The 13,467-nt window shown below is 63.5% G+C and carries 14 protein-coding genes; 9 read left to right on the plus strand and 5 right to left on the minus strand.

What is annotated here, in order from left to right; translation table 11 throughout:
- Window positions 1-11: 11 nt before the first annotated feature.
- The 4 genes from BVH01_RS24670 (at window position 12) to tsaA (ending at window position 2,318) form a co-directional block, all read left to right on the plus strand.
- Window positions 12-278, plus strand: coding sequence for a hypothetical protein (locus BVH01_RS24670; RefSeq protein WP_168172904.1), 267 nt, complete (start codon window positions 12-14; stop codon window positions 276-278).
- Between the two features lie 108 nt (window positions 279-386).
- Window positions 387-1,097: an rRNA pseudouridine synthase gene (locus BVH01_RS15410; protein ID WP_075931191.1), complete on the plus strand. Its 711-nt coding sequence runs from the start codon at window positions 387-389 to the stop codon at window positions 1,095-1,097.
- 61 nt (window positions 1,098-1,158) lie between these two features.
- On the plus strand, window positions 1,159-1,620 hold the full coding sequence (locus tag BVH01_RS15415; RefSeq protein WP_075931192.1) for a DUF1456 family protein: 462 nt from the start codon (window positions 1,159-1,161) through the stop codon (window positions 1,618-1,620).
- A gap of 5 nt (window positions 1,621-1,625) precedes the next feature.
- Window positions 1,626-2,318, plus strand: coding sequence for a tRNA (N6-threonylcarbamoyladenosine(37)-N6)-methyltransferase TrmO (tsaA, locus tag BVH01_RS15420; RefSeq protein ID WP_075931193.1), 693 nt, complete (start codon window positions 1,626-1,628; stop codon window positions 2,316-2,318).
- A gap of 207 nt (window positions 2,319-2,525) precedes the next feature.
- Here the strand turns inward: tsaA and grxD are convergent, their stop codons facing one another.
- On the minus strand, window positions 2,526-2,852 hold the full coding sequence (grxD, locus tag BVH01_RS15425; protein ID WP_070886621.1) for a Grx4 family monothiol glutaredoxin: 327 nt from the start codon (window positions 2,850-2,852) through the stop codon (window positions 2,526-2,528).
- A gap of 112 nt (window positions 2,853-2,964) precedes the next feature.
- Window positions 2,965-5,073 (minus strand): molybdopterin oxidoreductase family protein, encoded by a 2,109-nt coding sequence (locus BVH01_RS15430; RefSeq protein WP_075931194.1) that lies wholly within the window; start codon window positions 5,071-5,073, stop codon window positions 2,965-2,967.
- 288 nt (window positions 5,074-5,361) lie between these two features.
- Here BVH01_RS15430 and argF point away from each other — a divergent pair, with 288 nt between their 5' ends.
- Entirely contained in the window at window positions 5,362-6,282 is a 921-nt protein-coding gene (argF, locus tag BVH01_RS15435) for an ornithine carbamoyltransferase (protein WP_075931195.1), read from the plus strand.
- Window positions 6,279-7,364, plus strand: coding sequence for an ABC transporter ATP-binding protein (locus BVH01_RS15440; RefSeq protein ID WP_075931196.1), 1,086 nt, complete (start codon window positions 6,279-6,281; stop codon window positions 7,362-7,364). The genes argF and BVH01_RS15440 overlap by 4 nt, the downstream gene beginning before the upstream one ends.
- Here BVH01_RS15440 and BVH01_RS15445 read toward each other — a convergent pair.
- The 3 genes from BVH01_RS15445 to ybaK all read right to left on the minus strand — a co-directional run bounded on the left by BVH01_RS15445 (window position 7,361) and on the right by ybaK (window position 9,655).
- Window positions 7,361-8,140 (minus strand): PhzF family phenazine biosynthesis protein, encoded by a 780-nt coding sequence (locus BVH01_RS15445; protein ID WP_075931197.1) that lies wholly within the window; start codon window positions 8,138-8,140, stop codon window positions 7,361-7,363. The two genes, BVH01_RS15440 and BVH01_RS15445, sit on opposite strands and share 4 nt — an antisense overlap.
- 95 nt (window positions 8,141-8,235) lie before the next feature.
- Window positions 8,236-8,967: an ABC transporter substrate-binding protein gene (locus tag BVH01_RS15450; protein ID WP_256562780.1), complete on the minus strand. Its 732-nt coding sequence runs from the start codon at window positions 8,965-8,967 to the stop codon at window positions 8,236-8,238.
- 220 nt (window positions 8,968-9,187) lie between these two features.
- Window positions 9,188-9,655, minus strand: a complete 468-nt coding sequence (gene ybaK, locus BVH01_RS15455) for a Cys-tRNA(Pro) deacylase (RefSeq protein ID WP_075931199.1) — start codon at window positions 9,653-9,655, stop codon at window positions 9,188-9,190.
- Window positions 9,656-9,988: 333 nt separating this feature from the next.
- On the opposite strand from ybaK, the gene BVH01_RS15460 reads away from it, so the two are divergent.
- From BVH01_RS15460 to BVH01_RS15470, 3 genes are all read left to right on the plus strand, one after another.
- Window positions 9,989-10,837 carry an MIP/aquaporin family protein gene (locus BVH01_RS15460; protein WP_075931200.1) on the plus strand — a complete coding sequence of 283 codons (849 nt, stop codon included), beginning with the start codon at window positions 9,989-9,991 and terminating at the stop codon, window positions 10,835-10,837.
- Between the two features lie 67 nt (window positions 10,838-10,904).
- Window positions 10,905-12,401, plus strand: a complete 1,497-nt coding sequence (gene glpK / locus BVH01_RS15465) for a glycerol kinase GlpK (RefSeq protein WP_075931201.1) — start codon at window positions 10,905-10,907, stop codon at window positions 12,399-12,401.
- 81 nt (window positions 12,402-12,482) lie between these two features.
- Window positions 12,483-13,238 carry a DeoR/GlpR family transcriptional regulator gene (locus tag BVH01_RS15470; RefSeq protein WP_075931202.1) on the plus strand — a complete coding sequence of 252 codons (756 nt, stop codon included), beginning with the start codon at window positions 12,483-12,485 and terminating at the stop codon, window positions 13,236-13,238.
- Window positions 13,239-13,467 lie beyond the last annotated feature (229 nt).

Below are 13,467 nucleotides of genomic sequence, written 5' to 3' on the forward strand. Positions count from 1 at the left end.
GCAGGCTAAAAATGCTCATGTACAGCTCGTACACTCCGCTTTTTAGCCTGCTTTCGCGGGGCCGCCATCGGTATTGCGCTGACTGCCTCGCCTACGTTTTCGTACATCTGTGCGAGCAGAGGACATTTATCCTGAACGTTGCCCGGCGCGCTCCAGTCCCAATACTGAACGGACTAAACAGGAGTCGCACCATGCTGAAGTTTCTGGGCAGCACCATCGGCATCATCTTCCTGATCGGCCTGCTGGTCGTGATCGGTATCTTCTCACTGATCTTCTGATCACCGTCATCTGCAAGCCGGGCGCCCTGCCCGGCTTTTTTTCATGCAGCGCGCATGAGCCTGCGCGCAACGGTACAATGGGCATCACTTCGCTGACGATGCTCTGCCATGACCGCTCCCCTTCGCCTCTCCAAACGCCTGATCGAACTCACCGGCTGCTCGCGCCGCGAGGCTGAACTGTATATCGAGGGCGGCTGGGTCACGGTTGACGGTGTGGTCGTTGACGAACCGCAGCGCAAGGTCACCGACGAAACCGTCGCCCTGCTGCCAGATGCCGTTGCCGAGCCACTGCTGCCGGTTACCCTGCTGCTGCACATTCCCAGCGGACGCTTTCCCGAACGCGCCGCCGAGGAGATCGGCCCGGACAGCCGCTGGCCGGATGATCGCGCCGAGCAACGTACCCTCAAAGGACACTTTGACCGCCTGACGCCCTGCATCCCCCTGCAGGCGGGCGCCGACGGCCTGCACGTGCTTACACAGGACTGGCGCACCGAGCGCAAGCTGCGCGAGGAGCTGGCCAAGCTCGAGCAGGAGTACGTGGTAGAGGTCAGCGGCGAGCTGTCGGAACGCGACCTCAAGCGCCTCAACCATGGCCTGGTGTTCAACGGCACGCCCCTGGCGTCCTGCAAGGTCAGCTGGCAAAACGAAACCCGCCTGCGCTTCGCCCTCAAGAACCCGCTGCCCGGCCAATTGGTGTTCATGTGCAACAGCGTCGGCCTCAAGGTGCTGGGCCTCAAGCGCATCCGCATCGGCGGCGTGCCCATGGGCAAGGTTCCAGCGGGTCAATGGCGCTACCTGGGCGCCAAGGAACGTTTCTGAGCCACGCCCCTCCCTTTCACAGGGTTGCGCCAGGCTGGCGCGCCCGTCATCAGGAATACCCATGATCAATAACGATGTATTGCGCAGCCTGCGCTACATGCTCGACATCAGCGACGAACAACTGGCCGAGATCGTCGAGCTCGGCGGCTACGCGGTGAGCGAGGAGCAGATCGCCGCCGTGCTGAAAAAGGACGACGAGCCAGGCTTCCAGCCATGCAGCGATGAACTGCTGGCCCATGCTCTCGATGGCCTGGTGTACTTCAAGCGCGGCAAGGACGACAGCCGCCCGGCGCCCGCCCTGGAGTTGCCGGTGAGCAACAATCAGGTGCTGAAGAAACTGCGCGTGGCCTTCGAGCTCAAGGAAGACGACATCCACGCCATCATGCGCAGCGTCGATTTCGTGGTGTCGAAGCCGGAAATGAGCGCGCTGTTCCGCAAGGCCGGCACCAGCAACTACCGCCCCTGCGGCGATCAGTTCCTGCGCAACTTCCTCAAGGGCCTGACCCAGCGCCTGCGCGGCTGAGCAGCATGAACCATCAGGTTTCGCCCATCGGCTACGTGCGCTCCTGTTTCAAGGAGAAGTTCGCTATCCCCCGCCAGCCACAACTGGCGCCCGCTGCCCGTGGCGTGCTGGAGCTGTGCCCGCCATTCGACAGCGGCGACGCCGTTCAGGGCCTGGAGCAGGTCAGCCATGTGTGGCTGCTGTTCCTGTTTCACCAGGCGCTGGAAGACAAGCCACGCCTGAAAGTGCGCCCGCCGCGCCTCGGCGGCAATCGCGCCATCGGCGTGTTCGCCACCCGGGCGACCCACCGCCCCAACGGCATCGGCCAATCGGTGGTGAAGCTGGACAAGGTCGACAAGGATCGTCTGTGGCTGTCAGGCATCGACCTGCTCGATGGCACCCCGGTGCTCGACATCAAACCCTACGTGCCTTACGCCGACGGTGTGCCAGGCGCCCATAACCAGATCGCCACCGATGCCCCGCCGCAGATCGCCGTGCACTGGCAGGACGACGCCCTGGCCAGCGCCCGACACCACGCCCAGCGCCTGGGCGAGCCGCTGGTGGAATTGATCGAACAGTGCCTGGCCCAGGACCCGCGCCCGGCTTATCAGCAGCCTGCGCCGGAACGCCGCTACGGGGTACGTTTGTGGGACGTGGATGTGCACTGGCATTACCCGCAGCCGGGCTGTATTCGCGTGCTGGATGTGCAGGCCGAGTAGCTCACCGAGCTTCTCGCACCTGAAATATCCGCACGACCGCCCCGGGTATCGCTTCGCTCAACCACGGGCTACCCCGTAGCCTGGCGTTGAGCGTAGCGATACCCAGGAAAATCCTGCAGACAACCGCGGCAACGGCCAGCGCTTCTTTTTAGCAGACGAAAAAAATCCGCAGCCATCGCTGGCTGCGGACTCTCGTTCGTCAGTCGATCAGGCGCCGGCTTTCTGCACGGCATCCTTGATCAGGGTCTGCAACTCACCCTTCTCGTACATTTCCAGCAGAATGTCGCTGCCGCCGACCAGCTCACCGGCTACCCACAGTTGCGGGAAAGTCGGCCAGTTGGCGTACTTGGGCAGGTTGGCGCGGATTTCCGGGTTCTGCAGGATGTCGACGTAGGCGAACTTCTCGCCGCAGCCCATCAGCGCCTGGGACGCGCGAGCGGAGAAACCGCACTGCGGCGCATTCGGCGAGCCTTTCATGTACAGCAGAACGGTGTTGTTGGCGATCTGCTCTTTGATGGTTTCGATGATATCCATTAGGCACCTCAGAACTGGACTATCCGACTCGTGAGTCGATACGGTGCGCGCATTGTAACCAAAAGCCGAGCGCAATGCTCAGCCATGCTGCACGCGCATCGTCGCCCTGCGATCAGGCCGCCACCACCTCCACGGGAACGCCATTGAGCGCGGCATTGCCGGACAGCGCATCGAGCAGACGCTCATCGGTCAGGTCGTTGGCGCTCGCCCCCGGGGTCGCCTGGGCGATGCTCATCTGCACGCCCGGGCGGCCATGGCCCCAGCCGTGGGGCAGGCTGACCACCCCCGGCATCATCTCGGCGCTGCCAAGTACTTCGACCTCCAGCATACCGACCCGCGAACGCACGCTGACCCGCTGGCCATCGCGGAGCCCGCGTTGCGCCAAATCCTGGGGGTTCATCAGCAACTGATGGCGCGGCTTGCCTTTCACCAGCCGGTGATAGTTGTGCATCCAGGAATTGTTGCTGCGTACATGACGGCGGCCGATCAGCAACAGTTGGCCCTCGACCAATGCCGGCTGCGCCGCGAAACGCTGCAAGTCTTCCAGCAACAACGCCGGCGCGATCTGCACCTGGCCGTCAGGGGTTTTCAGACGCGCCGCCAAGTTGGGCTTGAGCGGGCCGATATCCAGGCCATGGGGATGATCCAACAGCGACTGCAGCGACAGGTTGAGCGGCGAGCGCTCGCCGTACGGCCCCATCCGCAGGCCGAAGTCGATCATCTGCGCTGGCGGCTGCGTCGGTTTGAGGGTCGCGCCGGTCTGTGCGGCAAAGGCCTGCGCCAGGCCGACGAAGATCTCCCAGTCATCCAGTGCGCCAGCGGGCTTGGGCAGCACGGCCGAGTTGAAGCGGGTGACATTGCGCACCGCGAACAGGTTGAAGGTGGTGTCGTAGTGATCGTGCTCCAGCGGCGCGGTGGATGGCAGGATCAGGTCGGCGTAGCGAGTGGTTTCGTTGATGTACAGGTCCACGCTGAGCATGAACGCCAGACCCTCGAGCCCGCGCTCCAGCTGGCGGCCGTTGGGCGTGGAGAGCACCGGGTTGCCCGCCACGGTGATCAGCGCCCGCACCTGCCCCTCACCGTCGGTGAGCATTTCCTCGGCCAGGGCGCTGACCGGCAGCTCGCCGCCATATTCCGGCAGGCCGGATACGCGGCTCTGCCAGCGGTTGAAGTGCCCGCCGGACGTCGCCCCCACCAGATCCACCGCCGGTTCGGTGCACAGTGCCCCACCCTCGTGGTCCAGGTTGCCGGTCACCAGATTGATCACCTGCACCAGCCACTGGCACAGGGTGCCGAATACCTGGGTCGAAACCCCCATGCGCCCGTAACAAACGGCGCGCTCGGCCGCGGCAAAGTCACGGGCCAGTTGCCGGATCGTTCCTGCCGGCACACCGCAGCGCGCGGCCATGCGGTCAGCGCCGAGCGGGGCAACCGCGCCGCGCACCTCATCCAGCCCGGCGATTGGCAAATGACTGACACGCCCGAGGTTTTCCTCGAACAGCGTATTGAGCATGCCCAGCAACAAGGCGGCATCCTGCCCAGGGCGAATGAACAGATGCTGGTCGGCGATGGCTGCGGTTTCGGTATGCCGCGGATCGACCACGACCAGCTTGCCGCCACGAGCCTGGATGGCCTTGAGGCGCTTCTCCACATCCGGCACGGTCATCAGGCTGCCGTTGGATGCCAACGGGTTGCCCCCCAGGATCAGCATGAAATCGGTATGGTCGATGTCGGGGATGGGGATCAGAAAACCGTGGCCGTACATCAGGTGGCAGGTCAGGTGATGGGGCAACTGATCGACCGACGTGGCCGAGTAGCGATTGCGCGTTTTCAGCAGGCCCAGGAAGTAGTTGCTATGGGTCATCAGTCCGTAGTTGTGCACGCTAGGGTTGCCCTGGTAGACCGCCACGGCGTTCTGCCCATGGGCTGCCTGCACGGCAGCCAGGCGGCTGGCCGCGAACTCGAAGGCCTCCTGCCAAGTGATGGCTTCCCAGCGATCGCCGCTACGGCGCATGGGCTGGCGCAGGCGGTCCGGGTCATTCTGGATATCCTGCAGGGCCACGGCCTTCGGGCAGATATGGCCGCGGCTGAACGGATCGTCGCGGTCGCCCTTGATCGAGCGCACCTGGGGCGGCCCATCGGCAACCTGCTCGACTTCCAGCGTCAGCCCACAAATGGCTTCGCACAGGTGGCACGCACGGTGATGGAGGGTCGTGGTCATGGCCAGCCTCACTTTATTCTTGAGAGCCCATCATGGGCGCCGGCGCGGCCTCCTGCCAGCAGCTTCGATGCCGTGAATCGCGGGCCATCAGGGCCATGCATCAGGCCGGCGTAAAGGCCGGAAAGGCGCGTCACATCTGGCAATCCGGGCAAATTTGCGCCTAGGCGTCATTTACTTATAAGATCGGCGGCTTCCCGTTTCGTCGCACTGTGCGGCCCCCAGCCGCAGGTTCTCCCGTTTTTCCTCGAAAAAACAACCTGCGCCCTGTATGTCAAAAGGTAGTTAACGATGAGCGCAAGACACTTTCTCTCGCTGAAGGACTGCACACCGGATGAACTGGTGGGCCTGATCCGACGCGGCATGGAGCTGAAAGGCTTGCGCAACAGCGGCGTGCTCTTCGAACCCCTGCGCAATCGCGTGCTGGGCATGATCTTCGAGAAAGCCTCGACCCGTACCCGCGTATCGTTCGAAGCCGGCATGATCCAGCTCGGCGGCCAGGCCATCTTTCTGTCGCCGCGCGACACCCAGCTAGGCCGTGGCGAGCCGGTCGCCGATTCGGCCATCGTCATGTCGCGCATGCTCGATGCGATCATGATCCGCACCTTCGCCCATAGCACCCTGACCGAGTTCGCCGCCAACTCCCGCGTGCCGGTGATCAACGGTTTGTCGGACGATCTGCATCCCTGCCAGCTGCTGGCCGACATGCAGACCTTCCACGAGCACCGCGGCAGTATCGTCGGCAAGACCGCAGCCTGGATCGGCGACGGCAACAACATGTGCAACTCCTATATAGAAGCGGCCATGCAGTTCGACTTCACTCTGCATGTCGCCTGCCCGGAAGGCTACGAGCCGAGCGCCGCCCTGCTGGCCGAGGCCGGTGAGCGCGTGAAGATTTTCCGCGACCCACGCGAGGCCGTAGCCGGTGCGCACCTGGTAACTACCGATGTGTGGGCCTCCATGGGCCAGGAAGAGGAAATCGCCGAGCGCCACAAGCTGTTCGCGCCCTATCAGGTGAACCGCGCGCTGCTCGACGCGGCCGATGAGAACGTACTGTTCCTGCATTGCCTGCCGGCGCACCGTGGCGAGGAAATCAGCGTCGACCTGCTCGACGATCCACGCTCGGCCGCCTGGGATCAAGCGGAGAACCGCCTGCATGCGCAGAAAGCGCTGCTCGAATTCCTGGTCGAACCGGCGTATCACCACGCATGAGCCAGCCGATGCTGTTGAGCCTGCGCAATCTGGGTTGCGGCTACGGTGACCAGCGCATCGTGCAGCAGTTGAACCTGCACCTCAACGCAGGGGAAATCGGTTGCCTGCTCGGCCCATCCGGCTGCGGCAAGACCACCACGCTGCGCGCCATCGCTGGCTTCGAGCCAGTGCTCGAAGGCGAAATCGCCCTGGCCGGCGAGGTCATCTCCCGCCCAGGCTTCACCCTGGCGCCCGAGAAGCGCCGCATCGGCATGGTGTTTCAGGATTACGCCCTGTTCCCGCACCTGAGCGTGGCGCAGAACGTGTCCTTCGGCATTCGCAAGCAGCCCGACTGCGAGCAGGTGACCCGCGAATTGCTGGAGCTGGTCAAGCTCGACCACCTGAGCAAGCGCCACCCGAACGAGTTGTCTGGCGGGCAACAGCAGCGCGTCGCCCTGGCCCGCGCGCTGGCCACCAACCCGCAGTTGCTGCTACTCGACGAGCCGTTTTCCAACCTCGACGGCGAGCTGCGCCGGCGCCTGAGCCATGAGGTGCGCGATATTCTCAAGGCCCGTGGCACCAGCGCGATTCTGGTCACCCACGATCAGGAAGAAGCCTTCGCCGTCAGCGACCAGGTGGGCGTGTTCAAGGCCGGGCACCTGGAGCAATGGGACACACCGTTCAACCTCTACAACGAGCCGCAGACGCCCTTCGTCGCCAGCTTCGTCGGCCAGGGCTACTTCATTCGCGGCCAGTTGCTTGCGCCCGATGAGGTGCAAACCGAGCTGGGCCTGATTCGTGGCAACCGTGCCTATTCATGGCCAGTCGGCAGTGCGGTGGATGTGCTGCTGCGCCCGGACGATATCGTCCACGACCCCGAGAGCGCGCAGAAGGCCAAGATCGTCGGCAAGAGCTTTCTCGGCGCCGCCACCCTGTATCGCCTGCAATTGCCCACCGGCAGCCAGCTCGAAGCCCTGTTCCCCAGCCATGCCGATCATCAGACCGGTGAGCAGGTAGGCATCCGCATCGCCGCCGACCACCTGGTGGCCTTCGCCGCGCCAGGCAGCGTGGCGGCGCCCTCGACGCTGGAACGGGCGGATTAGAGATATAGCTGGCCGCTGCTCACCACCCGGGCCTGCCCAGCGATCTCTACCCGCTCACCCTTCAGGCGGCACCACAGGAAACCACCCCGGACGCCGCCCTGGTAGGCGCTCAGTTCCGGCTTGCCCAGTTGCTGCGTCCAGTACGGCGTGAGGATACAGTGCGCCGAGCCGGTGACCGGATCCTCGTCGATGCCCACCGCCGGCGCGAAGTTGCGTGACACGAAATCCACCGCCTCGCCTCTCGCGGTCACGATCACCGCCGGCCAGGGCAGCTGCGCCAACGCCCGTAAGTCGGGGTTGCAGGCGCGCACGGCCGCTTCGGACTCGAGCACCACCAGCAGTTGTGGGGCGTCGAGCACGGCAGCGGGCGTCTGCCCGAGGATTTGCGCCAGGCCGTCGGGCTCGGCGATTGGCGTCGGCGCATTGCACGGGAAATCCAGCACCAGACGACCGCCCTCGCGGCGCACCGACAGGCTGCCATTCACGTAGTTGAAATTGATGCGCTCACCCGGCTCGCCATGGCACTCGAAAAGGGCATGGGCGCTGGCCAAGGTGGCGTGCCCGCACAGTGGGACTTCGGTGGTCGGCGTAAACCAGCGGATACGCCAGGCCGCGCCCTCTTTGACCACGAAGGCGGTTTCTGCCAGGTTGTGCTCGGCGGCGATCTGCTGCATCAACGCAGCGTCTAGCCAACGGTCAAGGCGATAGACCACCGCCGGGTTGCCTGCAAAGGGCTTGTCGCTGAAGGCGTCGATCTGGTGAAACGGCAGGGACATCGGAATTTCCTTGAAGATGACGGATGGCTCAGCATGCCTCTATCGCGCCGCCTGGCTGCGATACAGCGCGGCGCCAATACGGCGCAACAGCGCGATCAGGGCTGAGTATGGATGCCGTAGCGTTGCAGCAGGGCGTCGAGGCGACCGTCCTGCCGATAGCGCCGCACGCCTTCGTCGAAGATATCGCGATAGCGGGCACTGGAGGACAGCACGGGGGAAAAGGCGATGTAGATCGGCACGTCCGGCACCCGACAGCCAACCTGGACCAGATCATCGTGATTGCCGTGCTGGTCTTGGTACATGGCCATGATCCAGGTGTTCTCCAGCAGCGCGTCCAGGCGCCCCAGCTCGACCTTGCGCACGTTGAGTGCCAGCGCCTGCTCACCGGCAGCAAGCTGTAGCCGGTCGTGCTCCTTCTGGTAGCGGCGGATGTAGTCGTCCAGTTCCTGGCCGTAGCTGTAGCCGTTGATCACCCCCAGGCGAACCTTGGCGAGCGAATCCAGCCCGGTATAACGCCAGGTGCTGTCGGCCCGGGCGTAGAAACAGTTGCGGGAAATACCCGGCGCCGATTTGCCGAAGAGAAAGTCCGGCGCGTCGCGCACGCCGGCACCGACCAGCGCGTTGGCGCGCCCGCTGCGCACGTCCTGCACGGCACGTGCCCAGTTGGTGACGCGGTAGTCGACCTCAATGCCGGCCTCGGCAAAGATCTGCGTGGCCAACTCGACGAAGATGCCGGGGCGCTCGGCGTCCTGCGCGCAGTTGACCGGGCACCAGACGTCGGCCTCCATGATCAGGGTTTCCGCCCGGGCGCAGGCGCTGCTCAGCATCACAGCCGCTAACAGGCTTCTTGCCACCCAACCGACACCGTTCACCGTTTGCCTAGCCTCCTGCTATCAATGCGGCGCCAGTGTCGCCACGTCCTTTGTTACATCGCGCCGGCCCTGGCAGGCAGAGGCGGCAACGATGCCGACAGTGCCAGTCTCTGGCCGGCGCTTCAAGCCTGTTGCGCAGCCGGTGGTCAAACTCCGGCCCATGGCCCCGAGCAGATCAGCGGCCGATATCGGCGAACTGTGCCTGGGTATGCTCGGCCAGAACCTCGGCGCTCAGTTCGACCTCCAGCCCGCGCCGCCCGGCGCTCACGTAAACGGTGGAGAAATCGCGCGCACTGCCATCGATGAAGGTACGCAGGCGCTTCTTCTGGCCCAGAGGGCTGATGCCGCCGACCAGATAGCCGGTCGCGCGCTGCGCGGCATCGACCGCCGCCATGTCCACTTTCTTCACGCCGGCAGCCTGTGCCAAGGCCTTGAGGTCGAGGCTGCCAACCACCGGCACCACCGCCACGAGCAGCTCACCCTTTTCACTGGCCGCCAGCAACGTCTTGAACACCTGAGCCGGCTCAAGCTCTAGCTTCTCGGCGGCTTCCAGCCCGTATGAAGCCGCCTTGGGATCATGTTCATAGCTGTGAATTCGATGCACAGCGCCAGCCTTCTTCAAGAGATTCAATGCGGGTGTCATGAAGGCTCCGACTGCAGGAAGACGACGTGCCGATTCTAGCGCTGCTGCCAGCGAAACGCTGCGCCAATCTGCGGCCGCCAAGGAAACTTGTTTCACAACGGAACCTATTACTCGCCAAACTGACCTATTGAACTGTACGCGCGATTGATATCGAAAATATGGAGCGTTTATACGGTTCGATTTTTGACAATGCGCTAAAATCGCATCTACTTTTTTCGATTACGAACATCCAGAGACCCTTATCCGATGGCAGTGGTGCAAAGGTCGCCCTATCCAGCAGTGGGCCGCCGTACCTGACACCAGCGCCAACAACAACAAAAATGAGGCTTCCCCATGACTATCGCGCTACAACAACCCTCGCTATCGGGCCAATGTATGGCCGAGTTTCTGGGCACGGCCCTGCTGATCTTCTTCGGCACCGGCTGCGTTGCCGCCCTCAAGGTCGCAGGCGCCAGTTTCGGCCTGTGGGAAATCAGCATCATCTGGGGCGTAGGCGTCAGCATGGCTATCTACCTGACCGCGGGCGTGTCCGGCGCGCACCTCAATCCGGCGGTGAGCATCGCACTCTGGCTGTTCGCCGGTTTCGAAAAGCGCAAGCTGCCGTTCTACATCCTCGCCCAGATTGCCGGCGCATTCTGTGGTGCACTACTGGTGTACACGCTGTACAGCGGGTTGTTCACCGAATTCGAACAGGCCAATCAGATGATCCGTGGCTCCCAGGCCAGCCTGGAATTGGCCTCGGTGTTCTCTACCTTTCCCAATCCGGTGTTATCTACCGGGCAGGCATTCATGGTCGAAGTGGTGATCACCGCGATTCTGATGGGCGTGATCATGTCCCTGACCGATGACAACAATGGCCTGCCGCGCGGCCCCATGGCACCGCTGCTGATCGGCCTGCTGATCGCCGTGATCGGCAGCGCCATGGGCCCTTTGACCGGCTTCGCGATGAACCCGGCGCGCGACTTCGGGCCAAAGCTGATGACCTTCATCATGGGCTGGGGCGAGATTTCCCTGACCGGCGGCCGCGACATTCCCTACTTCCTGGTACCGATCTTCGCGCCGATCCTGGGCGCCTGCATCGGCGCCGCGGCGTATCGCACCCTGGTCGCGCGGCATCTGCCCAGCGCGGTCGAAGCACCGGTGGCAGAACGCGCCGCCGACCGCGACATCAAAGCTTCCTGATTTCAACGGCGTGCCGATCGGCTCCCAACGCACGCCCATTTCGTTCGCTCACCTCAAGGCAATCGACATGACCGACAAGAACTACATCATTGCCCTCGACCAGGGTACTACCAGCTCCCGCGCGATCATTTTCGACCGCGACGCCAACGTGGTATGCATCGCCCAGCGCGAGTTCACCCAGCACTACCCGCAAAGCGGCTGGGTCGAGCATGACCCCATGGAAATCTTCGCCACCCAGAGCGCGGTGATGGTCGAGGCCCTGGCCCAGGCCGGCCTGCACCATGATCAGGTAGCTGCCATCGGCATCACCAACCAGCGTGAAACCACCGTGGTGTGGGACAAGAACACCGGTCGACCGATCCACAACGCCGTCGTCTGGCAGTGCCGCCGCAGCACCGAGATCTGCCAACAACTCAAGCGCGACGGCCTGGAGCCATACATCAAAGAGACTACCGGCCTGGTCACCGACCCCTACTTCTCGGGCACCAAGCTGAAGTGGATTCTCGACCACGTAGAAGGCAGCCGCGAGCGCGCCCGCAAGGGTGAACTGCTGTTCGGCACCATCGATAGCTGGCTGATCTGGAAGTTCACCGGTGGCAAGGTGCACGTCACCGACTACACAAACGCCTCGCGCACCCTGCTGTTCAACATCCACACTCGCGAGTGGGATGCGAAGATGCTGGAGGCGCTGGATATTCCCCGCGAGATGCTGCCGGAGGTCAAATCCTCATCCGAGGTCTATGGCCACACCAAGAGCGGTATCGCCATCGCCGGTATCGCTGGCGACCAGCAAGCCGCCCTGTTCGGTCAGATGTGCGTGGAGCCGGGCCAGGCCAAGAACACTTACGGTACCGGCTGCTTCCTGCTGATGAACACCGGCAACAAGGCGGTCCACTCCCAGCACGGCATGCTCACCACCATTGCCTGCGGCCCGCGTGGCGAGCCGGCCTATGCGCTGGAAGGCGCGATCTTCAACGCCGGCTCCACCATCCAGTGGCTGCGCGATGAGCTCAAGGTGGTCAACGACGCCTACGACACCGAATACTTCGCTGGCAAGGTCAAGGACAGCAACGGCGTATACCTGGTGCCAGCCTTCACCGGCCTCGGCGCGCCCTACTGGGATCCCTACGCTCGCGGTGGCCTGCTTGGCCTGACTCGCGGCGTGAAGATCGACCACATCATCCGCGCCGCCCTGGAATCTATCGCCTACCAGACCCGCGACGTGCTCGACGCCATGCAGCAGGACTCGGGCGAGCGCCTCAAGTCCCTGCGCGTGGACGGCGGCGCGGTGGCCAACAACTTCCTGATGCAGTTCCAGGCCGACATTCTCGGCACTCATGTGGAGCGCCCGGAAATGCGCGAGACCACGGCCCAGGGCGCGGCCTACCTGGCAGGCCTGGCCACCGGGTTCTGGAGCAGCCTGGACGAGCTGCGCGGCAAGGCGGTGATCGAGCGCGAGTTCGAGCCGCAACTGGCCGATGCGGACAAGGAGAAGTTCTACGCGGGCTGGAAAAAGGCCGTGGGCCGCACCCGCGACTGGCAGCCCCACGAAGAACAGAAGTGAGCCACAGCCCCGGCTGTCGCTGGCAGTGAGCAGGTTCGTGCGGCATCATGGTGCAATTCCGTGCGGCCCGAAGGACATTCAATGAATCTGCCCCCTCGCCAGCAGCAAATCCTCGATCTGATCCGCGAACGCGGCTACGTCAGCATCGAGGAGTTGGCCACCCAGTTCGTCGTTACTCCGCAAACCATCCGCCGCGATATCAATCAACTGGCGGATGCCAACCTGCTGCGCCGCTACCATGGCGGCGCAGCCTACGACTCCAGCGTCGAGAACACCGCCTACGCGATGCGCGCCGACCAGATGCGCCAGGAAAAACAGCGCATCGGCGAAGCGGTTGCCGCACAGATTCCCGATCATGCCTCGCTGTTCATCAACATCGGCACCACCACCGAAGCAATCGCCCGCGCGCTGCTCAACCACAGCCACCTGAAGATCATCACCAACAACCTCAACGTCGCCTCGATGCTCGCCGCCAAGGACGATTTCGACGTGCTCCTCACCGGTGGAAACGTGCGCCGCGACGGCGGCCTGGTGGGCCAGGCGAGCGTGGACTTCATCAGCCAGTTCAAGGTCGACTTCGCCCTGGTCGGTATCAGCGGCATCGACGAAGACGGCAGTCTGCTGGATTTCGATTATCAGGAAGTGCGGGTTTCCCAGGCGATCATCGCCAACGCCCGCAAGGTGATTCTCGCCGCCGACTCCAGCAAGTTCGGCCGCAATGCGATGATCCGCCTGGGCCCGATCAGCCTGATCGACTGCCTGGTAACCGACCAGCAGCCAGTCGCCGGCCTTTGCCAATTGCTCGACCAACACAAGATTCGCCTCGAAGTCGTCTGACCCCTCCTCTCCACCCGAGCCCCGGGCAACACGCCCAAGGCTCGGGTGCGTGTCATTTTTTATTCCTATTCGAACATCGGACGAACCTTCCAGGCCCCCGAGCATCCTAATTATGTTCGTGAATTTTCATTCCAGCGCATTCCAGGGCGTTTTTTGATCGAACACCACTGGATGCGTCTCTAATCATGCGCTAGTATTTTCGGAAATGAACATTCATGTTCGATTTGAA

Source organism: Pseudomonas sp. PA1(2017) (assembly GCF_001945375.1).
Taxonomy (GTDB): Bacteria; Pseudomonadota; Gammaproteobacteria; order Pseudomonadales; family Pseudomonadaceae; genus Aquipseudomonas.

Bases quoted from the DNA above. Each gene is read 5' to 3' on its own strand.
- BVH01_RS24670 (WP_168172904.1), top strand. From the start codon at position 12: ATGCTCATGTACAGCTCGTACACTCCGCTTTTTAGCCTGCTTTCGCGG.
- BVH01_RS15410 (WP_075931191.1), top strand. From the start codon at position 387: ATGACCGCTCCCCTTCGCCTCTCCAAACGCCTGATCGAACTCACCGGC.
- BVH01_RS15415 (WP_075931192.1), top strand. From the start codon at position 1,159: ATGATCAATAACGATGTATTGCGCAGCCTGCGCTACATGCTCGACATC.
- tsaA (WP_075931193.1), top strand. From the start codon at position 1,626: ATGAACCATCAGGTTTCGCCCATCGGCTACGTGCGCTCCTGTTTCAAG.
- grxD (WP_070886621.1), bottom strand. From the start codon at position 2,852: ATGGATATCATCGAAACCATCAAAGAGCAGATCGCCAACAACACCGTT.
- BVH01_RS15430 (WP_075931194.1), bottom strand. From the start codon at position 5,073: ATGACCACGACCCTCCATCACCGTGCGTGCCACCTGTGCGAAGCCATT.
- argF (WP_075931195.1), top strand. From the start codon at position 5,362: ATGAGCGCAAGACACTTTCTCTCGCTGAAGGACTGCACACCGGATGAA.
- BVH01_RS15440 (WP_075931196.1), top strand. From the start codon at position 6,279: ATGAGCCAGCCGATGCTGTTGAGCCTGCGCAATCTGGGTTGCGGCTAC.
- BVH01_RS15445 (WP_075931197.1), bottom strand. From the start codon at position 8,140: ATGTCCCTGCCGTTTCACCAGATCGACGCCTTCAGCGACAAGCCCTTT.
- BVH01_RS15450 (WP_256562780.1), bottom strand. From the start codon at position 8,967: ATGCTGAGCAGCGCCTGCGCCCGGGCGGAAACCCTGATCATGGAGGCC.
- ybaK (WP_075931199.1), bottom strand. From the start codon at position 9,655: ATGACACCCGCATTGAATCTCTTGAAGAAGGCTGGCGCTGTGCATCGA.
- BVH01_RS15460 (WP_075931200.1), top strand. From the start codon at position 9,989: ATGACTATCGCGCTACAACAACCCTCGCTATCGGGCCAATGTATGGCC.
- glpK (WP_075931201.1), top strand. From the start codon at position 10,905: ATGACCGACAAGAACTACATCATTGCCCTCGACCAGGGTACTACCAGC.
- BVH01_RS15470 (WP_075931202.1), top strand. From the start codon at position 12,483: ATGAATCTGCCCCCTCGCCAGCAGCAAATCCTCGATCTGATCCGCGAA.